At 46.7% G+C, this 20,672-nt stretch carries 25 protein-coding genes and 1 pseudogene; 16 read left to right on the top strand and 10 right to left on the bottom strand.

Annotated features, from left to right (window positions below; genetic code table 11):
* Nucleotides 1-269 precede the first annotated feature (269 nt).
* The gene (locus tag AM1_RS03845) at nucleotides 270-2,102 is read left to right on the top strand and encodes an iron uptake porin (protein WP_012161485.1); all 1,833 of its coding nucleotides are present in this window, start codon (nucleotides 270-272) and stop codon (nucleotides 2,100-2,102) included.
* Between the two features lie 74 nt (nucleotides 2,103-2,176).
* Here AM1_RS03845 and ureG read toward each other — a convergent pair whose 3' ends face one another.
* From ureG to AM1_RS03860, 3 genes are all read right to left on the bottom strand, one after another.
* Nucleotides 2,177-2,791 (bottom strand): urease accessory protein UreG, encoded by a 615-nt coding sequence (gene ureG, locus AM1_RS03850; protein ID WP_012161486.1) that lies wholly within the window; start codon nucleotides 2,789-2,791, stop codon nucleotides 2,177-2,179.
* A gap of 89 nt (nucleotides 2,792-2,880) precedes the next feature.
* Nucleotides 2,881-3,561 carry an urease accessory protein UreF gene (locus AM1_RS03855; RefSeq protein WP_012161487.1) on the bottom strand — a complete coding sequence of 227 codons (681 nt, stop codon included), beginning with the start codon at nucleotides 3,559-3,561 and terminating at the stop codon, nucleotides 2,881-2,883.
* Nucleotides 3,527-3,928 (bottom strand): hypothetical protein, encoded by a 402-nt coding sequence (locus AM1_RS03860; protein ID WP_041658988.1) that lies wholly within the window; start codon nucleotides 3,926-3,928, stop codon nucleotides 3,527-3,529. The genes AM1_RS03855 and AM1_RS03860 overlap by 35 nt, the downstream gene beginning before the upstream one ends.
* A gap of 119 nt (nucleotides 3,929-4,047) precedes the next feature.
* On the opposite strand from AM1_RS03860, the gene AM1_RS03865 reads away from it, so the two are divergent.
* Complete coding sequence (locus tag AM1_RS03865) at nucleotides 4,048-5,151, top strand: glycoside hydrolase family 113 (protein ID WP_041658999.1); 1,104 nt, start codon at nucleotides 4,048-4,050, stop codon at nucleotides 5,149-5,151.
* Nucleotides 5,152-5,167: 16 nt separating this feature from the next.
* Here AM1_RS03865 and AM1_RS03870 read toward each other — a convergent pair.
* A pseudogene (locus tag AM1_RS03870) lies at nucleotides 5,168-5,740 on the bottom strand (Uma2 family endonuclease).
* 29 nt (nucleotides 5,741-5,769) lie between these two features.
* On the opposite strand from AM1_RS03870, the gene AM1_RS03880 reads away from it, so the two are divergent.
* Nucleotides 5,770-6,926, top strand: a protein-coding gene (locus AM1_RS03880; RefSeq protein ID WP_148215638.1) for an IS3-like element ISAcma13 family transposase whose coding sequence is annotated in 2 segments (ribosomal slippage) — nucleotides 5,770-6,025 and nucleotides 6,025-6,926 — 1,158 coding nt in all. Because the reading frame shifts where the segments join, the coding sequence is not laid out codon by codon here.
* Between the two features lie 142 nt (nucleotides 6,927-7,068).
* On the opposite strand, the gene ureE is transcribed toward AM1_RS03880, so the two are convergent.
* Complete coding sequence (gene ureE / locus AM1_RS03885; RefSeq protein WP_012161490.1) at nucleotides 7,069-7,527, bottom strand: urease accessory protein UreE; 459 nt, start codon at nucleotides 7,525-7,527, stop codon at nucleotides 7,069-7,071.
* 253 nt (nucleotides 7,528-7,780) lie between these two features.
* On the opposite strand from ureE, the gene cysH reads away from it, so the two are divergent.
* The 5 genes from cysH (at nucleotide 7,781) to AM1_RS03910 (ending at nucleotide 10,470) form a co-directional block, all read left to right on the top strand.
* Entirely contained in the window at nucleotides 7,781-8,608 is an 828-nt protein-coding gene (gene cysH, locus AM1_RS03890) for a phosphoadenosine phosphosulfate reductase (protein ID WP_012161491.1), read from the top strand.
* A 54-nt stretch (nucleotides 8,609-8,662) separates the two neighbouring features.
* Nucleotides 8,663-8,944, top strand: coding sequence for a hypothetical protein (locus tag AM1_RS03895; RefSeq protein WP_012161492.1), 282 nt, complete (start codon nucleotides 8,663-8,665; stop codon nucleotides 8,942-8,944).
* 68 nt (nucleotides 8,945-9,012) lie between these two features.
* Nucleotides 9,013-9,798 carry a class I SAM-dependent methyltransferase gene (locus AM1_RS03900; RefSeq protein WP_012161493.1) on the top strand — a complete coding sequence of 262 codons (786 nt, stop codon included), beginning with the start codon at nucleotides 9,013-9,015 and terminating at the stop codon, nucleotides 9,796-9,798.
* A 101-nt stretch (nucleotides 9,799-9,899) separates the two neighbouring features.
* Complete coding sequence (locus AM1_RS03905) at nucleotides 9,900-10,193, top strand: type II toxin-antitoxin system Phd/YefM family antitoxin (protein WP_012161494.1); 294 nt, start codon at nucleotides 9,900-9,902, stop codon at nucleotides 10,191-10,193.
* Nucleotides 10,174-10,470: a Txe/YoeB family addiction module toxin gene (locus tag AM1_RS03910; protein ID WP_012161495.1), complete on the top strand. Its 297-nt coding sequence runs from the start codon at nucleotides 10,174-10,176 to the stop codon at nucleotides 10,468-10,470. The genes AM1_RS03905 and AM1_RS03910 overlap by 20 nt, the downstream gene beginning before the upstream one ends.
* A 12-nt stretch (nucleotides 10,471-10,482) precedes the next feature.
* Here the strand turns inward: AM1_RS03910 and AM1_RS03915 are convergent, their stop codons facing one another.
* The 3 genes from AM1_RS03915 to AM1_RS03925 all read right to left on the bottom strand — a co-directional run bounded on the left by AM1_RS03915 (nucleotide 10,483) and on the right by AM1_RS03925 (nucleotide 12,681).
* Complete coding sequence (locus AM1_RS03915) at nucleotides 10,483-11,127, bottom strand: DUF4033 domain-containing protein (RefSeq protein WP_012161496.1); 645 nt, start codon at nucleotides 11,125-11,127, stop codon at nucleotides 10,483-10,485.
* A gap of 113 nt (nucleotides 11,128-11,240) precedes the next feature.
* A complete protein-coding gene (locus AM1_RS03920; RefSeq protein WP_187152920.1) occupies nucleotides 11,241-11,717 on the bottom strand; it encodes a pentapeptide repeat-containing protein in 477 nt (158 codons plus the stop codon).
* Between the two features lie 298 nt (nucleotides 11,718-12,015).
* Nucleotides 12,016-12,681 carry a class I SAM-dependent methyltransferase gene (locus AM1_RS03925; protein ID WP_012161499.1) on the bottom strand — a complete coding sequence of 222 codons (666 nt, stop codon included), beginning with the start codon at nucleotides 12,679-12,681 and terminating at the stop codon, nucleotides 12,016-12,018.
* Nucleotides 12,682-12,909: 228 nt separating this feature from the next.
* Between AM1_RS03925 and AM1_RS03930 the strand changes: the two genes are divergently transcribed.
* Together AM1_RS03930 and AM1_RS03935 are read left to right on the top strand one after the other, a co-directional pair.
* On the top strand, nucleotides 12,910-13,701 hold the full coding sequence (locus AM1_RS03930) for a DUF2059 domain-containing protein (RefSeq protein WP_238549161.1): 792 nt from the start codon (nucleotides 12,910-12,912) through the stop codon (nucleotides 13,699-13,701).
* The gene (locus tag AM1_RS03935) at nucleotides 13,701-14,216 is read left to right on the top strand and encodes a hypothetical protein (RefSeq protein WP_063710512.1); all 516 of its coding nucleotides are present in this window, start codon (nucleotides 13,701-13,703) and stop codon (nucleotides 14,214-14,216) included. Before AM1_RS03930 ends, AM1_RS03935 begins: the two co-directional genes overlap by 1 nt.
* A 561-nt stretch (nucleotides 14,217-14,777) precedes the next feature.
* Here AM1_RS03935 and AM1_RS03940 read toward each other — a convergent pair.
* Together AM1_RS03940 and AM1_RS03945 are read right to left on the bottom strand one after the other, a co-directional pair.
* Entirely contained in the window at nucleotides 14,778-16,115 is a 1,338-nt protein-coding gene (locus AM1_RS03940; RefSeq protein ID WP_012161503.1) for a recombinase family protein, read from the bottom strand.
* A gap of 30 nt (nucleotides 16,116-16,145) precedes the next feature.
* Complete coding sequence (locus tag AM1_RS03945; protein WP_063710513.1) at nucleotides 16,146-17,084, bottom strand: alpha/beta hydrolase-fold protein; 939 nt, start codon at nucleotides 17,082-17,084, stop codon at nucleotides 16,146-16,148.
* Between the two features lie 151 nt (nucleotides 17,085-17,235).
* On the opposite strand from AM1_RS03945, the gene AM1_RS03950 reads away from it, so the two are divergent.
* From AM1_RS03950 to atpH, 6 genes are all read left to right on the top strand, one after another.
* Nucleotides 17,236-17,685, top strand: coding sequence for a hypothetical protein (locus AM1_RS03950; RefSeq protein WP_010468084.1), 450 nt, complete (start codon nucleotides 17,236-17,238; stop codon nucleotides 17,683-17,685).
* Nucleotides 17,686-17,743: 58 nt separating this feature from the next.
* On the top strand, nucleotides 17,744-18,514 hold the full coding sequence (gene atpB, locus AM1_RS03955; RefSeq protein WP_187152921.1) for a F0F1 ATP synthase subunit A: 771 nt from the start codon (nucleotides 17,744-17,746) through the stop codon (nucleotides 18,512-18,514).
* Nucleotides 18,515-18,644: 130 nt separating this feature from the next.
* A complete protein-coding gene (atpE, locus tag AM1_RS03960) occupies nucleotides 18,645-18,890 on the top strand; it encodes an ATP synthase F0 subunit C (protein WP_010468088.1) in 246 nt (81 codons plus the stop codon).
* A gap of 145 nt (nucleotides 18,891-19,035) precedes the next feature.
* Nucleotides 19,036-19,464, top strand: coding sequence for a F0F1 ATP synthase subunit B' (locus AM1_RS03965; protein WP_010468091.1), 429 nt, complete (start codon nucleotides 19,036-19,038; stop codon nucleotides 19,462-19,464).
* Nucleotides 19,465-19,496: 32 nt separating this feature from the next.
* Nucleotides 19,497-20,057 carry a F0F1 ATP synthase subunit B gene (locus AM1_RS03970; protein ID WP_012161506.1) on the top strand — a complete coding sequence of 187 codons (561 nt, stop codon included), beginning with the start codon at nucleotides 19,497-19,499 and terminating at the stop codon, nucleotides 20,055-20,057.
* Nucleotides 20,054-20,611 carry an ATP synthase F1 subunit delta gene (gene atpH, locus AM1_RS03975; protein ID WP_012161507.1) on the top strand — a complete coding sequence of 186 codons (558 nt, stop codon included), beginning with the start codon at nucleotides 20,054-20,056 and terminating at the stop codon, nucleotides 20,609-20,611. The genes AM1_RS03970 and atpH overlap by 4 nt, the downstream gene beginning before the upstream one ends.
* Nucleotides 20,612-20,672: the final 61 nt, after the last annotated feature.

Below are 20,672 nucleotides of genomic sequence, written 5' to 3' on the forward strand. Positions count from 1 at the left end.
AGAATTAGGAAATTATCATCTAAACAACATGGCTGGAGTGTTTTGAAGCGTTTCTTGGTCTAATTGGTTACTGTTTTACAGTTGCTTCATGCGTTTATATTGGCTTAGTCCGGTCTAGTTCAACACTCAAAAGCTTCAACGTCATCTAGATCACTTGTATTTAGTACTTGGGGCGATAAAGCCAAATTCTTGTTGATGATGAAATAGTCGAATTTAAGAACAGATTCTAATAAAGAATCTTTGTTCTAGGTGTGTGTGAGGATTTTTAAATGACCAATATTCGGGATAAATCCCTAGTTTTTTCATCTCTTGCATTATGGGCCTGTTTGCTCCCTACAGCAGTAGGAGCAGTAGAACCAACCGCTTTAGAAGAAGTACAAGCTGATACGACTGCGATCCCCTCCTTGGAGTTAGCGCTCAATTCCGACGCTAATGATAGTGAGGAATCCCAAGTATTCTTGGCTCCCTCAGACTTACAGACAGAGCTGGATGCAAATTCTGATAAAGCCAATAGTACAGTTGCGGAATTGGAGACCTTACGGTTAGCAGATCACTCTGTCTCAACATCTCCTTCTGTTGCAGATTTGATGGAGGAGACTAAAACGGATTCCGTGGGTCAAGTGACCTCCGTATCTCAGTTATCTGATGTTCAGCCAGATGATTGGGCGTTTCAAGCGATTCAGTCTTTAGTTGAGCGCTATGGCTGTGTCGCCGGTTACCCCAATGGTACGTTTCGCCCAAGTCGAGCCATGTCTCGTCGGGAAGCTGCCGCTTTAGTGAACGCCTGTCTGGATAACCTCAGCAATCGTTTCGCGACGAAGGAAGATCTGGATGCCCTGAAAGCCCTACAAGATGAGTTTGCAGCTGAACTGGCAACTCTAAGAGGGCGGGTTGATGGTCTGGAAGCTCGGGTTGCAACCGTTGAAGCTCAGCAGTTCTCCACAACTACTAAATTGAGTGTTGACGCTGTTTTCACGGCTCAATTTGGTGACTCAGACAACCAAGCTTTCGATAACTCTTCCGATGGGTTAACGCCAGGTGTTAACCAGCTGGCAGACTCTCGGGCAAGCGCAATTGGCTCTGTCTACATGAGCTTCAATACCAGCTTCTCTGGAGATGACCTCTTGCAAACCACGTTGTTCTTTGGCAACAACGGTCAAGATTTATTCTCCAATGCCCAGATTGGAAGCACTGCAACACTGCCCTTTGCCCAAAGTGCACCTTTATTCAACCCAGGTCAGTATTACTTTGCTGGTCTACCCAATAATGCAACCCTCTACCGTTTAGCCTATACCTTTAAACCCGTCGAAGATTTGGCGGTAACGGTTGCTCCGTTGTACTATCCAACGGACATTATTGATGGCAATAGCTACACCAGTCCGTTTACAGGGTTCAGTACCTGGTTCCTAATTAACAACCCCTTGATCACGCCCTACATTACTAACTTCCTAGGGGGTGCGGGTGCTGGTTTTGACTGGAACTTCAATGGTGGTCCCGTGTCCCTACGGGGTGCCTATGTGGCAGTGAATGGTTTTTCTGCAGTCAACACTGGCCCACCCAACGACGGAGGGTTATTTGGCGATCCCTACCAAGCTACGGCTGAGTTGGAATATGCAGGTGAGTTAGGAGATGATTCTAACTTTGCCATTAAGTTGCAATTTACAAACTCTGAGACCTTTGGTGTCCAACAAAATGTTGTGGGTGTGAATGCCGAAGCGAAGTTTGGCCAATTTGGCGTATTCGGTCGCTATGGTTATTCTTTTGCTGATGGCCAAGGTGTGGCTAACCCCATTCCCTTTGCTGCGGGTACTGTGGGCCGATTTGATGCCCAAACTTGGCAGGCAGGTGCTGGTATTCACGATTTATTAGTACCCGGTTCTTTGTTTGCCGTATCTGCAGGGATGCCTTTCATCAACAATGTGGCATCGCCAGGGGTAGGTATAAACGATGAAGACCAAATTAACTTGGAGGCCTTCTATCGTTTCCCTGTGAATGACAACATCACCATTAGCCCAATTTTCTCAGCTATTTTGAACCCCAACAGTAGCAGCATTGAGCCTAACCTCTATCAAGGTCTGCTACGGGTTGTGTTCTCGTTCTAGCTTTTTAACTCCTGGAGTGAACTTCATGGTTTGACTCCTTACTCACTTCTCTGTGCGGTAATTGGCTTTGCTGATTACCGCTTTTTGTTGGGGACTGGCTGAATATGTTGGACGACAAATTCCATGACGACGGGGAGCCCCACCTGTTGCTTCAGGTTCGTCATCACAAAGGGTTTAGGACCGCGCATTTTTTTCGTATCTTCTTCCATAACTTGGAGGCTGGCCCCCACATAAGGCGCAAGATCCGTTTTATTGATGACTAATAAGTCCGATTTAGTGATCCCAGGTCCGCCTTTGCGGGGAATTTTGTCGCCACCTGCCACGTCAATGACATAGATGGTGAGATCGACCAGCTCAGGACTAAAGGTGGCCGCTAAGTTATCTCCCCCACTTTCGACAAACACGATATCAGGAGAAAACTGTTGCTCTAAATCCTCGATCGCAGCCAAGTTAATGGAGGCATCTTCACGAATGGCGGTGTGGGGACAGCCTCCAGTTTCGACCCCCAGAATTCTGTCTTGGCTTAAGGCCTGACTACGAACCAAGAATTGGGCATCTTCTTGGGTGTAAATATCGTTGGTGACAACGGCAAGATTGTACTGATCCCGCATGGCTTTACAGAGGGCATCCACTAATGCCGTTTTGCCTGATCCAACGGGGCCAGCAACCCCCACGCGAAGGGAATTCATTTGAGTCAGTCCTAGGGTTATTAGAAGGTTGATAAATAAAAAGGCTGCCAGTATCTTACAAGCCTTAGTGGGCCTATAGTTCTAATGTTTTAACTGCGAAACAAACGACTGTATTGCGTCTCGTGAGCCATACTAGCCAGGGCAAGTCCCCAGCCACAGCTACAGAGATCCTTGTCTTCTAATAAAAGGATGGATTGGGTGGCTGCTTCGATATGGGGCTGTAGCTGAAAGAGCAGCTGTTGGCCTGTGGTTTGCCCCAATGGGATCAGCTTAATCCCGGCGCTAATTAGATTGGTGGCCCAACTGTGGAGATATCCGAGGGTGGCTGACTCTAAGGGAATTTGCCAGAGGTTGGCGGTGAGTCCAAATGCGATCGCAAAATTGCACCCAGTCTGTAATTGCTCCCAAACCTCAATCAATTCAGGGCCAGTGTGTTCTGGATCTTGCAAGGCTTTAGATAATCGCAAAAGCGATCGCCCCATCTGTAAGCTTTGTAATCTCAACTCTTCTGTTTCCCTGGCAGCGGATAACCAGGCATTCCAGTACTGCAATATTTGCACATCGGTGCTCGCTCGATACCCACGAACCATGACCGCAGCTTCCATACGGATGGATCCATAGGCTAGCTCTTGCAGCAACCATGTCCGCAAGTGGGATTCGTTGTCTATCGTTCCCTGGTCAACTAACCATTCTAGGCCTTCAGAATAGCTATAGGCCCCGACTGGTAAAGCAGGACTAGTGAGTTGAAGTAAGCGCTGAGTAGTATCCAAGTTGATAGAAGAGAAAGAGACTCGACGTTATTGTCATGATCACAAAGGCACATATGTGGGTTGCAGATGAGCCACTCGTGATCCAAAAATTAAATTTAGGTATGAATGTCTGTACTGCTAGACATCCATAAACAATCCAGAAACTCAAAGCTGCAACCCATCCAGCATAGATTCCCACCATTGTAAATAAGACTTGAATAAGGCCAATTAATAGCCAACTCGTCAAAGTATAAGATCCTTCGGACTTAGCTTCTGACTTGAGCGACAGATAAATCAATCCAACCGAAGCACCTAAAGCAAGTGCTGCTCCTCCAAAAATATCAAGAACAATTGCCACATAGACGGAATTTAAAATCTCGTCCAGCATTGAGTATTCCTCACCTGTAGAAATACTCTAACAGAGATGATTTTCAGCAATTACTCATGTTGCCATTATCTAGATCCAGTAGTTTAAGAAGCAAAAGGGGAAAGCATTTGAGGGTCTGAATGAGAAAATTTATCCTGCTCTTGAGTTTGACCGTAATGCTGATAGTGGGGTGCAAAATCTACCTGGCTGAAAGTCAAGCGCCAGCGGCCGTTCAAATTGAACCTGGAGCTAAGCAGAGAGGGATGTCTTGGACGGCTGAACGGACGCCCATTTCTGCTAAAAATTTTGACACCCTGACTCAAGCCCATGTGAATTGGATTGTCCAAACTCCGTTTGGGTGGCAGCGAGATATTAACTCCCCCGATTTAGCGTTAACCACAAAAGGGGTTTGGTGGGGCGAAACCGATGAGGGATTGATCACCACCACTCAGTTAGCCCAAGAGCGAGGCATTCAAACCCTGTTAAAACCCCACATCTGGCTGACTCGCCCCCAGGAGGGCAAGTGGCGGACGGATATCAAAATGAAGTCTGAGGCGGATTGGCAGACCTGGTTTACCAACTATCGCCGATTTATTTTGCATTATGCCCAGTTAGCCAAACAGCAGAATATTCCCATCCTCTGTATTGGCACTGAACTGCAGACCACAGCGGTAGAACGAGAACAAGATTGGCGACAATTAATTACTGAGATTCGGCAGATGTATCCCGGTCAGCTCACCTATGCTGCCAATTGGTATGAAGCCTATGAACAAATACAGTTTTGGGATGCCTTGGACTTTATTGGTATTCAAGCGTATTTTCCCTTAGCCTCCAAAATAGAGCCGAGTATAGCGGAGTTGAAGCAGGCTTGGCAGCAATACGGGGATGAGATCGCATCCCTCCACAATAAATATCAAAAACCCGTTATCTTTACAGAATTGGGCTACCGCAGTACGTCCGATGCCGCTATAGAACCGTGGAAATGGCCTGACACCTCCGAGATTAATCCCTCTAAATTGGCCACCTCAGACGGTTTACGGACACAAGCCAATTGTTATGAAGCATTCTTCCAAACTATTTGGCAGGAGGGCTGGTTGGCTGGGGTGTACTGGTGGAAGTGGTTCCCCTCAATTGAGGCCAATCCCAAACAACAAGGTGCAGGCTTTTCACCCCAAAATAAACCGGCAGAACAAGTGATTCGCAAATACTATAGCCAGAGTCTCTCTTCAGCTAAGCCATCCTGATGATGACAACTACTTCCTAAACAAATAATCGCGAGAGAGAACAAACAAAGTTAGGCAAAAGGGGGGAAGTGATAGTCTCTGCATCATAGAGTAGCGCTGTCACCAGCTTCAACATCGCCTGTTGGCGACGGTAGATTTCCACCTGTTTCAACTGCCTGTTGATAATCCAGTATTCTTGCACCCCTCGGATGCTGTAGAGCTTGAGTTTGGCCTCGCGATCTCTGCGCTCGTTTTCCGTACCCGCCGACAAAACTTCAATCACGAACTCAGGAGCAGCCACAAGATGTCCTGATTCGTCCAATGTAGCTTCTAGGCGCTCTTTGCTAACTCACACTACATCTGGTGTGACACTGTCCACATCTCTAAATATGAGACCTGGAGCCATAACTGACTCACCGATCTCCATCTCCAAGGACCAATTACGCAATTCTGCACAAATATAGCCACTGAAATTTTGATGTTGCCAATGAGGGGCACGAGTCACAAACAGATCTCCATCAATAATTTCATAGCGGTTGCTACTTTCAGGAAGTAATTCTAGGTCCGAGGTGTGAAGTGACCCCCAAGATTCGGACAAGTCCTTAAGCATCGTAATCTTGTACCGAATGAGGGAAATTAATGTCATCAAAACGTCGTCAATATAGTGCTGAGTTCAAAGCTCAAGTGGTCTTACAATTGTTAAGCGGTGAAAAAACGAGCAGTGCATTGTGTCGCATCCATACCCTGCACTCTAGCCTCCTCAACCGCTGGCGCAAGGAATTTCTAGCGCACGCCAGTAGCATTTTTGAGAGTCAGAACAACGACGACAACGCTGAAGCGAAAATTGCTCAGTTAGAGCGTCTAGTCGGCCAATTGACGCTGCAATTAGAGATCGCAAAAAAAGCCTCAATGTCCTTACACCTAACCAAAAACGGCAGATGGTGAGACAGTTGCAGCAGGACTATTCCATTCGCCAAATTTGTCAGGTACTCAATTACCCACGCTCTCAAGTGTATTACCATGCCAGAGGCCAACCGGATGAGAGCGAACTAAAAGCGGCCATTGCTGGAGTTGCTGGAGCCTATCCGACTTATGGCTATCGTCGAATCACCGCCCAACTGCAGCGTCAGGGGTATTGCGTTAACCATAAACGCGTGGCTCGACTAATGCGACAGATAGGGATTATGGCCAAGACCAAAGTCAAACGCAAACGCACCACCAATAGCGAACATTCGTTCCCTCGCTATGGCAATCGAGTGTTGAATCTCTCCATCGACCATCCTGAGCAGGTGTGGGTGGCGGACATCACGTACATTCGCTTACAGCAGGAGTTTGTCTATTTGGCCGTCGTGATGGATGTCTTTACTCGCGCCATTCGTGGCTGGCATCTGTCCCGCCATATCGACCAGCAACTAACGTTGAGGGCGTTGAACAAGGCGTTGGAGCGGGCAACGCCTGAGATTCACCATTCTGACCAAGGGGTTCAGTATGCCGCTGCAGCCTATATGCAATTGCTCCAACAACACCAAGTGCAAATCAGTATGGCCGAGGTGGGACAGGCTTGGCAAAATGGCTATGCTGAGCGATTGATGAGAACGATAAAAGAAGAAGAGGTCGATTTATCAGACTATCGAAATTTTACTGAAGCGTATGAGCACATTGAGCAGTTTCTAGAAGATGTGTATATGCATAAGCGGATTCATTCATCACTGGGGTATTTGACACCCTGTGAATATGAGCAGCAGTGGAGACAACAGAACAATCACTATTGTATGAATAAGGAGGATAGCGCTTAATTCATCTATTGCCCTGTCCGAATATAGGGGTTCACTTCAGTGGTCCAGCGAACACGCTCTTCTATTGCAGCAGGATTCATGGGATCTTCTAGCAAGCGATAAGATTATTCTAGCTTTAGGACTCAGCAAGGTTGATGGCGATCTAATGGGAATGGCTATGGTGGTGTCCCTGCTGACCATAAGCGCCTGCTTCGGGTTGAAAGGGATGCATTTCTTCCGTCACATCCATGCCTAACTGTTCCAGCATATTTTGCAAAACCGAATCAGGCGCAAGACGCAAGCAGGTCGATGTAATTTCTAACGGAACGTGGCGATTGCCTAAATGGTAGGCCCCTCGCAATAAATCTAGGGGAGTGGGAGCCTGGACCATTAAAACAGGCTCGGGTTTGGCAACGATACGCAATACGGTATCGCTATCAGATTGAAGCAAGTCATTGTCATAAAGAACCGTGCCTCGATCTAGCTGTAGGAATACGGTTTGGCCTTCTGGAGTTTGGAATTTATGGCGCGATCGCGTTCGTTCCTCCGCCGTTAACGCTAACGTCAAATCCGCTTCACGTTTTTCTGCTTTAGACAGCTTACGAATAAATACCAGTGACACGATCAGCTCTATCCCTTATGTCGACTTTAGTCCCCAGCATAAAGCGATAGAAGAAGCTTTGGGAATTCCCAATCACAAGAGCAATCGTTGAGCCAAACTGTGTTAATACCATGAGGTCTGGCGTAGGCAGGAACAATCCCAAATACCCCAACATCTATGAAGACTACATTTGTCTAGGATGAACGGTACAAATCATCAATCGCGGATAGAAAAAGCATGGTACTAATAGATTTGAACCTGCGTTGGTATTGTGATGTCCTTAATTGATGCCTCCCCCTCTGAACAGAGCAGGGAACCCGATGGCCTCCGCACTTCAACTGGTTCCCCAGCCATGGAACCATTGAGCCAAACAATGGATTTAGAACAGATCAACCAACAATTTGATCAAGCATCTGCTGAGGATATTGTTGGTTGGGCTGCCGAGTCCTTTGGGGACGGCTTAGTGATGAGTACTAGCTTTGGCATCCAAGCAGCGGTAATGCTGCATTTAGTCACGCAGGTTGTCCCTGATATTCCCGTTATTTGGATTGATACGGGATATCTGCCTGCACAAACCTATTTGTTTGCTGAACAACTAACAGAACGACTAGGGCTTAACCTCAAGGTGTATCAGTCTGCTATTAGCCCTGCCCGCATGGAAGCGCTCTACGGCAAGCTTTGGGAATTTAATGATGTCAAAGCGTTCAATCAGTACGATCAGATGCGGAAAGTTGAACCCATGCAGCGAGCCTTACAGGAACTGCAGGCAACAGCATGGCTGGCTGGACTACGGAGTAAGCAAACCAGCTTCCGGCAGTCCTTGCGTCGAGTTGAGCCTCAAGGCGATCTGTATAAAATTCTCCCCATCCTGAACTGGCACTCTAAAGATATTTACCAATATCTTCAAGCCCATGATTTGCCCTATCATCCATTCTTCGACTTAGGCTATACCACTGTCGGAGATTGGCATTCTAGCCGTCCAGTCGGTGCCGATGACGATAATGATCGAGCCACCCGGTTCCAGGGACTCAAGGAAGAATGTGGTTTGCACTTACCACAAACCCCTGAAGAGTCACAAAGTCTAGATTCCAGTTCTTTGTAGGCGTTTGCGATTCCAAAAAGCTAAGTTAGCAACGGCATGCTCCTGGGATGAACCATGGCCAGAATCCATAGTAAAAAATATCGGGCAGCCGCCAGAGCCAAGGCTAAAGCAGAGGCAAAAGCTGCAGCCGAACGCCAATATCTGGCAGAAATCCATCAAACGCCATGTCCCAACTGTAATGCTCAAAATACAGCTTTGATCTTGTATGGTTTACCTAGTTTTGACGAGCAAATGAAGCAAGATTTGGACAAGGGATTGCTGGTCTTAGGTGGGTGTGATCTGATGGAAACCAACCCAAAGCTGCACTGCAACCAATGCGGACATGAGTGGGGCTAGTCGTAGGTTTAGATATCGTTTGCTTAGGCACGCAAATAAGCTTTGAATACAGTTGAGTATTCAGCAATATGAGTCAGTTCAACTATTACGACAACATCGCTGCAATCTATGACCAAACGCGCTGGATGTCAGAGTCAGTGGCAGAAGAGGTCGCAGATTACATTTTGGCGCTGGTTCATGCCAATCCGGACACCTCTTTTTTAGAACCTGGTGTGGGGACAGGATTGAATGTCCTTCCCTTGGTTAAGCGGGGCTATTCTGTGACTGGCATAGATATTTCCCAGGAAATGCTCAATCAGTTTCGCAATAAGCTGAAGGGCAATCCTGAAAATCTGACTCTGATCCAGGCAGATGCATCCCAACTTCCCTTGCCAGGTGCCAGTTTCGATGTTGTCCTTACGGTTCATATGGTGCATACCGTCTCTCACTGGCAGAAATTCTTAGGTGAGGTGGAACGAGTTCTCAAACCAGGGGGATTCTATTTGAATGCCCAATGGATCACGCCGCCCGCCCGCATGGAATTTGAGCATTACTTCAAAGCGTTTTTGGCGAAGGGCACCCACACACCATCTTCCACTCCCAGCCAAGAAATTAACGTAGAAGACTATTTCGGCCAAAAAGGATATCGAGCCAACTATGCAGTTGTTAAAAAATGGTTGGTGAGTAATACAGTTGAAGAGCTGCTTGGGTTTCTGCAAGCTCGCGCCTACGGTTTATGTTGGCGGTCATCAGACAAAGAATTTGAACGGGCACTGAATAAATTTGAGACATTTTGCCTTGGGCACTATGGCTCATTAAAAACTGAAATATCGTCAGAAGCCCAGTTTGAGATATGGGCGTATCAACTCAGCTAGCAGTCTGGTTTGGAAGTAATGTTCAACCGCTACGGTTAAACCTCTCCTGAAACCAGAATTCCAGTTGCTAGAATATTGACGTACCCGATTTAAGTACGTCAATGCTGCCAAAAACCCTTAGTTATAGTCAGGCTCGTGCTAATTTTGCAGAGACCCTGAATGATGTTGAAGACAATCGCTCTATTGTCATTGTTCAACGTCCTAATCGACCCGGTGTGGCTTTAATTGCGGCAGATGAGCTGAGCAGCATGATGGAAACGGTTCACCTACTGAGATCGCCCGCCAATGCCACCCGTCTCTTTGATGCGATCGCACGAGCTGAAGCGGGAGAAGGACAGCCCACTACTCTAGATGAACTCACCCAGGAGCTGGGCTTTGGGGAAGAAGAAGGCTAAGTTTATCCCTACTGAGGTCAAGTGGGAAATCATCCTTGATCAAAATTTTAGAGAAGATTTGCAGTATTGGATTCAACAGGATCGGAAGCTGGCACTAAGGTTACTGGCTGTGGTTGAATCCATTGCCATAAATCCATTTACTGGCATTGGCAAGCCCGAAGCTCTTAAGCATCTAGGTTCTAATTTGTGGTCCCGACGCCTGAATCAAGAACACCGCATTGTGTATCTTGTTCGGGATGGGAAAGTATATCTGCTAGCAGCAAAATATCACTATTAGGCCATGCTCCCGTCAATTGCTTCGCATCTGCGGGCAAGCAGGGGCTTTGGGTTGAGCAATCTGGCATTCACCTACTAGACAGGGCTGATTGTAAACCGCTTCTTCCTCAATAGGGGGGGCAGGATGACCAAACACCATCTCGCAACTCATATCTTCAAAATTAGGGGTGAGGGTGAGGGGAAAGCCAAACTCCTTGGCAAAAAAGTCTTGGGTGGGTAACTTGCACATATTCACACACATGCCCACGCAGCCACTTTCTTCTAGATAGCGACATTTTTGAATATGAAGACCGCTTCGTTGGGTGCGGAGCTGTCCATTTTCACCGACGACCTCTACTTCCGTCAGATCACAAGGACCCACCAGCCAAGTAAACATCCGGCTGGCAAACCAGGCATTCCATTCTAAAATGCGCTTAGTGGGGTTAAACAGAGTGCGAATCCCGAGTAGAACAAAGCTGGGGATGAGCGATCGCAACACCGTAGCCAAAGCTTCCTGCTGCTGCTTGGCATTTCGGCCTCGCATAATTTGCACAGACAGATCGACCAGCCCTTCGTAACCCGCTAGCTCACTTTTTTGACCCGCTACCTGGGCCATCTTTTCTGAGAACAGCCAAATAAAAGCCCGATCAAACCAATTGTCTTTGTAGACTGTCTTCACCCAAATCTCCTACGCCTAGCGGGGCTACACCATTTCCTCAATATAACGGTAATTCAAAACCGAGTTACGAGGTCATTCTGTAGCCCAGGCGAGAGGAGAGAGCGGTCATTAACCTAGGAGCGACCACCGGCCCAAGTAACCCACCGACGGGATTCACCACTATGCCGCGCCGTTTGGCTTAATTCTGCTTGGGTAATGTTGGCACCGTTTAACTCAGCCCCACTCAATTCAGCGCCATCCAAACAAGCCCCAATGAAATCGGCATGACTCAGATTGGCACACCGCAAGTCAGCACCTTTGAGATTAGCCCGCCCCAACTTTGCCCCACTGAGATCAGCACCAATCAAATTAACCTGGCTCAAGTTTGCACTCCGCAGATCGGCCTGGCTTAAATCAGCATCTGTCAAATTGGCGTAACTCAGATTAGCACCATTCAAGTTTGTACTGGCTAAGTCCGCTTGACTCAGATCAGCCCCACTCAAATTAATCTGACTTAAGGCTGCACCCCGCAGATCAATCTGATGACAATAGGCATTCTGGAAACTACGTTGTCCAGAACCATAATCTCGTAACAATTGAGTTGAATTCATAAGCTTTCCCTCTGCATACTTGCCATCGAGAGAGTGAATCTCCTCTCCAGATAGATTCACTCTCTCCGTCCTGCATCACCCCTCTAAAACAGTGATGCGATGGAAAAAAACAGAAATAACAAAATAAGCAAACCTGAAAATACAATGCCGTAAGGGTCACGATGCCAGAGATCATTCTGACGACGGGTCGTATTCATGAGCAATCCTCCCAATACCAACCAAAGCTGGAAGGGGACTTGACCCTTCCCTTATTTCGATATATCCAAATTAGGCAAAGAGTTTGAGGAAGTTGTGAGGATTAAGAGGCTTTGGTCGCAGCCCCAATAATGTGGGGCTTGACGACCGCAATTGGGACTGGTGCTTCAAAGGTTTGATAGTCAACTTTGGCAAATCCAGCAGATTCAATCACCTTACCGGTCTCTCGATCTAGGCGACAGCCATCTCCGATGACTTGCCAGAGGGGACAAAGTCCCGTTTGGACACGGCGCAGAAAACTACCCGCAGGAGCCATGACATGCTCTATAAATAAAAATTGCCCCCCAGGCTTCAGGACCCGCAGAATATCTTGTACCGTGGATTCTAAATCTGGGACTGAACAGAGGACGAGAGTACATAAGACGACATCCTTGCTGTTATCGGGAATAGCAATGTCAGCAAGCGTCGTTGTCTGTACGTCGATATTTAGCCCTAGGGAATCCGCTTGCTGCTGGAGGTAAGGGTGCATATAGGGATTGGGCTCTAGACCTAACCAATGGATTTCAGGTTTAAAATACGGGAGGTTTGGCCCTGCACCAGGACCCAGTTCTAAGACTTCTCCTTGTAAATGTGAAAACAGCTGGCGTTTGCGATCAGCCATTTTGGTTTCATACCCCTGAGCAGCCGTAGCCATCGCCCAGGCAAAAAAACGTTGATACCACTGTGGGCTGTGCCAGGCGGTACTAGTTTGGGATGGAGTCTTAGGCATAGCCAGAATATTCAATACAACCTATGGCTTAATTCTAAGAGTCTTTTGGACAAGGACTTTGATGGAAATAAACCTGTAACTGATTCAAGCACGCTAACCTTTGGAAGCAAAATAATGATGTCTTTAAGGAATTGCTAAACTGGCACCCATAAGTTGTTTACGGTTATTAGGAGTGCAGACATCTTGGTTCAATCTTGGGGTGTAAGAATTGGGTTATTTGGACTATCAATGACGATACTGGGCACGCCAATAGGTATCCCTGTTGAGGTAAAAGCGGAAGACCAGACCACATCGATTCAGGAAGAGAATGGAACAACCGAGCCAGCTGCCCCAGCAACGGAGACACCACAAAATTCTTCATCCCCCAAACTAGATAAGCAACCCCCTGCTGATTCTGAAGACAAAGCGGAAGATCCTAAAGCAGTTTCACCGACCGTAGAGACCAACAAAAGTGATGCAGAGGACAAACCTAAGGGAACAGCCCTACCTGAAGAAACTGCAACTCCTCCTTCTCCTAAGAAACTAGCTCTGATCCAGCGGCTGTTGCTGATTACGGAGCAGAAAAAAAATGCTGAACAGCGCCTAGAGGTCATGTTGGCCAATATGGAGGAAACCTTGCCGAAGGTATTGGCCAATATGATTCGCGATCGCACGCAGTTACAAGGGGATGAACTGGTAAAACGCGTCACAACCACAGCCCAACGAATGGTAAAACGGTATCGCGAGTTATTGCCCAGCCGGGTCAATATTGGTGAAATAACTGAGGAAATTAGCACCAATCTGTATGCCAAGTACTATACAGAGAAGGAGCTAAAAGACTTAATCAAGTTCTACCAAACACCAACAGGACGAAAAGCGATCGCAACTTTGCCTCAACTGACTAAAGAAGCCTTGGCTCAATCGAATGATATTTTGCTACCCGAAATCACCCAGCTTTTACAAGAAATCATACAAGAAGAATTTGGACCTGAACCCTCCACATCCAAACCAGAAGCTGAAAAGGCAGCGCCCAAACCGTGATGCTATTGAAAGTTTGCTTATGGCTTTCACAAATGCTTGTGATAGTGGCGTTTTTAGCTAGTTGTAGTGTTCCAGATCTCAACCCAAAACAAGAATTTTCAGTGCCATCCAAGGTCAGCACAGCGCAGTTTGATGGAGACTATGACCTTGTTCCTGAGGAAAGTCCAAGCATCGCAAAGATACAAACTAAGCTTGATGCCACAACTCATCCCAAAAAGCGCGAGAATTTAGAAACACTCTTAAATCTGATGATTGAAGAGAATAAGGTGCTGCAAATACAAAGTGGCATTATTAGGCTAGGGACTACTTTACAGCAGGAATTCTCACTTCAAAATGGAAAGATTACGGCTTCCGTATTTCAGGGGAAGGCAGTTTGGCATGAAGATATTGGTGATCCTGGAGACTCCTCAGTAGTCACAGTAAGACTTCACCTCCAAAATGAACGACTTGAATTCAGTTTCTATGATGAGACTAACGAGCCTTTTGAACCTTTAGTATTTCGTAAATCTTCATAACGTTCTTGAGAGAAAGGATGCTAGCAAGTCCTGAATAATAGTGGGCACAGAGCACTAAAAATTATAGGTGGCAAAGGGGGAATCCAAGCTTGGGATCTTGATTTATTGGATACAGTATTCTGTGTTTACAGATCTAGTCGTCCTAGATTGCGTCAACATTTAGAAGTAATTCGAGATATTAAATTCTTGCCTGGTGGCAAAACCTTGATGACAGTATTTATTTTTGGAATACCAGAAATGGTACTAATCTAAATGATTTGAACTGTAAGGATCCTATCTACCCTATTCAACAATTTACCCAAGAGGAACTTTATAGTTACCAGCTAGACTCCATGGAACTATATCAACTGGAATCAGTATTTACCCAAGGCTGAAAGTAAGATAAATAAATTGAATTTCTATATCGAAGCTCTATTCCATCCTTTGAGACAGGATTTCTAACTCTATTTGCCCGACTACCCATACACCGATCTATCAAATTTATATTCTGTTTACATATCAGGTCTAATTATTAGATTTCCAATTAAACACACTGTGAATTCATAAATATTTGTCCACTCATCAGAACATAAAATTCAGTTTAACCTCACAGTCTTTGCCATCCCGAATTAGATCCACCTGGCGAATAAATTCTCGAAAATAAAAGCGTCGTTCAGACTCTGATAAATCCATCCAAAACTGATCAATAGATACCGTTTGGGCAATCTCCTTTAAGTTCACGGGAGGAAGTTGAGCCAACCGACTTTTTAACTCTGCAATTTCAGTTTGCAAATTATAGGCTCGTAAATCAGCTGTGGATTGATCAAGCACTTGAGTTTCTACCAACTCAGGCAGTTGAGACAGAATCTTTTGCTTGGCTGCAATTTCTGCATCTACCCCCCGCTTAAACTGACTCAGAATCGGTTGGTTCACCCCAGCCACGGCTTGGGGGAGTTCATCACAAATAGATTGAATCGTTTTCTGCAAAATCTTGTCGTAGGAAATTGCTTGGCATCTGGGTTTATCAGGGCATTTAGTGGGGCGAAGATAGAGATATTCCTTACCCTTTCCCCGGGGCATGACTCGCGAAATGGTCATGGGCGACTGGCAAGTGGCACAAAATACAATACCCGATAGAGACCGAGGGGCACTCGCAGCTCTGGGTGTCATACTCCGATTTCGCCGCAAGAGCCGATCTACCTGGGCCCCTTCTTCTCGGGAAAGCAGAGGTGTATGAGTATCCATTACCACCTGCTGATTTTGGTAGGTTAAATCGCCTCGATATACGGGGTTTGTCAGCCATCGCCGCCCCGTTGAAACCGATATTTTTTTGCCGTGCTTCTTGGCAATATGTCGAACCGAACCGCGCAAAGACCCATACAGCAAAAAATGCTCAAAGAAGTCCTTAACGACTGGAGAAACGGTGCGATCGATCACGTATCGGTCCTTACCCCGCTTATAACCATAGGGGGCTTTTCCCGGTGGGGGACGTCGTTTAATCCGGTTTTGGGCATGACCGTGGCGAATGCGCCGACTACGCTGCTCCGCTTGAATGGCATCCAGTAAGACTAATAGCTGTGATGAATCAGAGTTTTCTGCACCATCCTGCTCAATATTGGCCTGGCCTAGTTTGAAATTTGGAGATTGGTAGTCCTGCTCAATTACAATCAGGCAAGTCCCCAGTCCCTCCAACTGCACCAAATTCTCCGTGACCTGGCTCAGGGATTCTCCCAAATCTTCCAGCCGCATCACCAGCAAATAGTCAGGTGTCTCTATTTGACAATCCGCCAGCATCGCTGCAAGTTGGGATCGTCGCCAATCCAAATCCTGGTAGACCCGATCGACTTCCCAGCCCCAAATGGTGGAATCCAACTTCGTTTCCCACGTTAAGTCCTGGTAGAGATAGGCAACAATGCGCATGGGTTCAACAGGAACTTAGAAACAGCCAGACTATCGGGGCTGGTCAATAAACTTAAAGACGGCCTCTAATTGGCTTCCCCAATAGGGATAATCATGACCTGCACCAGCCACTGGATGATACTCCACTACTGCCGACGGCTGCTGTTTTAAGGCTTCAAAAAATAGGCGACTTTGCGACTCTGGCACAATGTCATCTGCTGTGCCGTGGGATAGATATAAGGGCATCGTCCACTCTGAAGCCCTAGCTTGCGGATTATCTCGCCCCAGCCACCGAGACTGAAATTGAGCAAAAGGACCATACAAGGCAGTCATTAGCCGATCTTCAGGGGTATTCTCTTGGCTAAAGTCTCCTGATAAGCTGGCTCCTGCAACGAATAGCCCTGGATTTTCGAGGGCTATTAGGGCAACGCCTCGACCACCAGTCGAGAGCCCCAGTAGGGTATTGTGCTGTCCGGTGAGTAGCAGCTGATGACGTTTCTGGATGGCAGGAATAAACGTCGTTTTAATGAACGCTCCCCCTGGGATGCTGTTCCACTTGAGGGTGGTTTCAGGATAGTAGTTACTGGCATAAAGGGTCTTATCCATCTCTGGAAGCAGCAGCACGTAACCATACCGATTGGCAAAGCTGACTAAGTTGGTATTTTCGACCCAGCTCGTTCGGGGAAAGTCCCAACCTGGTAAAACCACTAAACAGGGACGCTGAGGATTGGGGTTTTCTTGTAATTGTGGCGGTAGATACAAATCGTAATAAACGTCTTTGACCTGCAAATTCCGATTCCAACCTGCGATCGCATTCATCACTACACCCAACTTAGAAGCCTTTACTTGAGAGGGCTGTAACGACTCCAAGCCCTCATCAGTAGAGACAGGGATGATCTGTTGTGGTGGCTTGTCAATCTGTTCAGAGGTCTGGATCGGCAATGGCGAAGGTTGTGGCTGAGAAGACGAAATACCAGGTTTTTCAGCCACTGAACATCCCCCTAGGCATAGAAATAAAAATGACCAGAATATCTTTGGGTTAAATTTTAGATTCTCGAGGTTATTCATTAAGTAATGTTACCCAGTCGTGATATCATTGGCCTTGGCCTGCAGTAACGCATCCAAACCAAATTTCTAACCTGTGGAATTGACAGATCCTCCCCTTCAGACCGGCCCCATCTCCAGCGAGAGTGAGCTAGCTGAAGTAGAGACTTCTCAAGCAGGAGATTCGATGGATGACTTTTATCAACTCAAAAATGGCTTGATAATTTCATCTTCAGTTATAGCAGGGTTATTTTTTGGCCCTGTGTGGTGGATGTACTCTCTAAAGGTTGCCAGCAGCTATTTGCTCGGGGCATCCGTTGGAGTGTTATATCTCAGGATTTTGGCGAAGAATGTTGAGCAATTAGGAAGCGGGAATACCCAGGTCGGTAAAGGCCAGCTCGGTGTTTTCGTCTTACTGATTGTTGTGGCAACTCAGTGGAATCAGTTAGACGTCCTACCTGTTTTTTTAGGATTTCTCACCTACAAAGTTGGCATCCTCGTTTTCGCCTTGTGGTCTGCAGTTCTGTCCCCCTCAACTAACCCTTGAGACAGCGACAGAATGCCCCTATTTTTTTGCCTGAAGTTCCAACGAGGTTGGGCGTATTATGCATCACAGCAGCCTTCTGCTAGATTCTTTTAATTGGTTCACCGCCTTGCCTTTAGCAAGTTTAGAGGTGGGTCAGCACTTATACTGGCAGATCGGTGGATTAAAGGTTCATGGTCAGGTTCTGATTACATCCTGGATCGTCATCGGCATCTTAGTCATTGTGTCTGTGCTGGCAACCCGCAAGGTTGAGCGCATTCCTAGCGGTCTCCAAAATTTCATGGAGTACGCGCTAGAGTTTGTCCGTGATTTGACCAAAAATCAAATTGGCGAGAAAGAATACCGTCCGTGGGTGCCATTCATCGGGACGCTCTTTCTATTCATATTTGTCTCCAATTGGTCCGGTGCTTTATTTCCCTGGAAGCTGATTAGCCTTCCTGAGGGAGAGCTCGCAGCACCCACAAACGATATCAACACCACTGTCGCATTGGCATTGTGTACCTCGTTTGTCTACTTTTACGCAGGATTTCGGAAAAAAGGACTCGGTTACTTTCGCAAGTACATCGAACCCACTCCGGTACTGCTCCCAATTGCGATTCTTGAAGATTTCACCAAGCCGCTTTCCCTTAGTTTCCGTCTGTTTGGTAACATCCTTGCCGACGAACTAGTGGTTGCAGTGTTGGTGTTACTGGTTCCCTTAATTGTGCCATTGCCTGTGATGTTGCTGGGACTCTTTACCAGCGGTATTCAAGCATTGGTATTTGCGACCTTGGCTGGTGCCTATATCCACGAGTCATTAGAAGGTCATGGGGAAGAAGAAGAGGCCCACTAACCTCAAAGTCACGTTACTGAAACAGTAATCGATTGGCTCCAAAATTAGTGGCTGGTGCAGGCATCTTAAGTCTGACAACCTGTGTAAGGTCTACCTTGTTGTTCTATTTCAAAATAAGGAAAAAAGCATTATGGATCCGTTAGTTGCTGCTGCTTCTGTATTAGCTGCTGCCCTGGGAATTGGCATCTCTACAATTGGCCCTGCTCTTGCTCAAGGTAATGCTGCTGGAAAAGCGGTAGAAGGGATCGCCCGTCAGCCCGAAGCAGAAGGAAAAATCCGAGGCACTTTGTTGTTGTGTTTGGCGTTTATGGAATCCCTAACCATTTATGGTTTGGTGATCGCCCTTGTTCTACTTTTCGCCAACCCCTTCGCCTAAACAGGTTAGTGAGGGACGTTCGCGTAACGTCCCTTCTCCGTTTCTAGTTGTATTGCATCCAGATGGCACTTCTTTAAGTTCTCATCACCATCCACTACAACTCCGACTTTTTCTGATCTGACCCTTTTTTAGACTGAGCAAAACAATGTTTGATTTTAATGGCACATTGCCATTGATGATGTTCCAGTTCTTTTTGTTGGTCGCTGTGCTGAACGCAGTGTTCTTCAAGCCCCTCACTCAAGCGATTGATGAGCGAGATGGGTTTATTCGCACCAACAATACTGAAGCCCGTGAGCGTTTGGCTAAAGCCAAGAGCTTAACTGAGCAATATGAACAGGAGTTGGCAGGCACGCGAAAGCAATCACAACAAGTGTTGGCAGATGCTCAAGCCGAAGCCCAAAAAATTGCTCAAACACAAATCACTGAAGCCCAGAAGCAAGTTCAAGCTGAAGTGATGAAAGCTCAAGCCGAACTCGAGTCACAGAAACAGTCCGCCTTTAGCGAATTAGAGAAGCAGGTTGATACCCTCAGCCAGCAAATTCTCAATAAGCTCTTAGGCTCCACCCTGGCATAAGCCATCACCGCACCGCAGTTAGGACTATAAACATGGGGATGTTTAATTGGCTGGCAAGCGCTGGCATGACTGGGTTTCCACAACTAGCTGAGGCTGGTGGTTACAGCCTTAACTTTGATATTTTGGAAGCCAATCTCGTCAATTTGGTAATCGTTATCGGATTACTGATTTATTTTGGTCGAGGCTTTTTAGGGGAGTCCCTAGTAAAGCGACGAGAAGCCATTGAAACCGCAATCTCCGAAGCTGAAGCCAATCAAGAGAAGGCTGCTGCAACTTTGGCAGAAGAGCAAGAGAAGCTTGCTCAAGCTCAAGCAGAAGCGAAAAAGATTTTGGCGAATGCTCAGACCAATGCAAGTAAAGCGAAGGAGCAAATCCTGGCTGAAGCAAAAACCGAGATTCAACGCATCAAAGATGCTGGTTCTCAAGACACTTCTGCGAGTCAGGAACGTGCGATCGCAGAAATTCGACAGCGCGTTACCGCTATGGCCCTAGAGAAAGTTGAAGCTGATTTGAAAAATCAGTTAGGGAATAATGAATCCGCCCAGCGGAAATTAGTCGATCAAAGCATTGCCTTGCTAGGAGGCAACTCATGACACAAAGCACGGTTAGCTCCACAATTGTTGAACCCTATGCCGAGGCGCTAATGTCTGTGGCCCAAAGCAACAATCTCACCAACCAAATTGGTGAAGACGTGAGCTTTGTCCTCAGTCTGTTGCAAACCTCTGATGACCTGAAAGATTTCTTGGTCAATCCACTCACCCCCGCCGATGCCCAGAAGGCCGTTCTCCGGCAGTTGGCTGAATCGCGGGTCCAGAAGCAGTTTTTTAATTTTTTACTGCTCTTGATTGATCGACGACGCATCATCTTCTTAGAAGGTATTTGCAAGTACTATCAGGCATTACTACGCAAACTCAATAACACGGTTTTGGCAGAAGTAACCTCAACGGTAGAACTTACCGATGAGCAACGTCATGCCATCACTGACAAAGTGAAACATATGAGTCAAGCGGCCCAGGTTGATCTTGAAACAAGCATCGATCCTGACCTCATTGGCGGAGTGATTATTAAAATTGGCTCTCAAGTTTTAGACGCCAGCATTCGTGGCCAGTTGCGCCGGATGAATTCTTCTATAACAAGCCTGTCTTAAGGTAATGGCAATTTTCTTAATTGCCGCTTAAGTTGTTTGACCTTTACCCACATCACAAATC

Source organism: Acaryochloris marina MBIC11017 (genome assembly GCF_000018105.1).
Classification (GTDB): domain Bacteria; phylum Cyanobacteriota; class Cyanobacteriia; order Thermosynechococcales; family Thermosynechococcaceae; genus Acaryochloris; species Acaryochloris marina.

Coding starts and splice junctions, on each gene's coding strand:
- AM1_RS03940 (WP_012161503.1), bottom strand. CDS start 16,115: ATGCGCATTGTTGCCTATCTCTACCAGGACTTAACGTGGGAAACGAAG.
- AM1_RS03970 (WP_012161506.1), top strand. CDS start 19,497: ATGGGGATGTTTAATTGGCTGGCAAGCGCTGGCATGACTGGGTTTCCA.
- AM1_RS03845 (WP_012161485.1), top strand. CDS start 270: ATGACCAATATTCGGGATAAATCCCTAGTTTTTTCATCTCTTGCATTA.
- atpB (WP_187152921.1), top strand. CDS start 17,744: ATGCATCACAGCAGCCTTCTGCTAGATTCTTTTAATTGGTTCACCGCC.
- atpE (WP_010468088.1), top strand. CDS start 18,645: ATGGATCCGTTAGTTGCTGCTGCTTCTGTATTAGCTGCTGCCCTGGGA.
- AM1_RS03900 (WP_012161493.1), top strand. CDS start 9,013: ATGAGTCAGTTCAACTATTACGACAACATCGCTGCAATCTATGACCAA.
- atpH (WP_012161507.1), top strand. CDS start 20,054: ATGACACAAAGCACGGTTAGCTCCACAATTGTTGAACCCTATGCCGAG.
- AM1_RS03930 (WP_238549161.1), top strand. CDS start 12,910: ATGACGATACTGGGCACGCCAATAGGTATCCCTGTTGAGGTAAAAGCG.
- AM1_RS03965 (WP_010468091.1), top strand. CDS start 19,036: ATGTTTGATTTTAATGGCACATTGCCATTGATGATGTTCCAGTTCTTT.
- ureG (WP_012161486.1), bottom strand. CDS start 2,791: ATGAATTCCCTTCGCGTGGGGGTTGCTGGCCCCGTTGGATCAGGCAAA.
- AM1_RS03895 (WP_012161492.1), top strand. CDS start 8,663: ATGGCCAGAATCCATAGTAAAAAATATCGGGCAGCCGCCAGAGCCAAG.
- cysH (WP_012161491.1), top strand. CDS start 7,781: ATGTCCTTAATTGATGCCTCCCCCTCTGAACAGAGCAGGGAACCCGAT.
- AM1_RS03935 (WP_063710512.1), top strand. CDS start 13,701: ATGCTATTGAAAGTTTGCTTATGGCTTTCACAAATGCTTGTGATAGTG.
- AM1_RS03905 (WP_012161494.1), top strand. CDS start 9,900: ATGCTGCCAAAAACCCTTAGTTATAGTCAGGCTCGTGCTAATTTTGCA.
- AM1_RS03925 (WP_012161499.1), bottom strand. CDS start 12,681: ATGCCTAAGACTCCATCCCAAACTAGTACCGCCTGGCACAGCCCACAG.
- AM1_RS03860 (WP_041658988.1), bottom strand. CDS start 3,928: ATGCTGGACGAGATTTTAAATTCCGTCTATGTGGCAATTGTTCTTGAT.
- AM1_RS03920 (WP_187152920.1), bottom strand. CDS start 11,717: ATGAATTCAACTCAATTGTTACGAGATTATGGTTCTGGACAACGTAGT.
- AM1_RS03865 (WP_041658999.1), top strand. CDS start 4,048: ATGAGAAAATTTATCCTGCTCTTGAGTTTGACCGTAATGCTGATAGTG.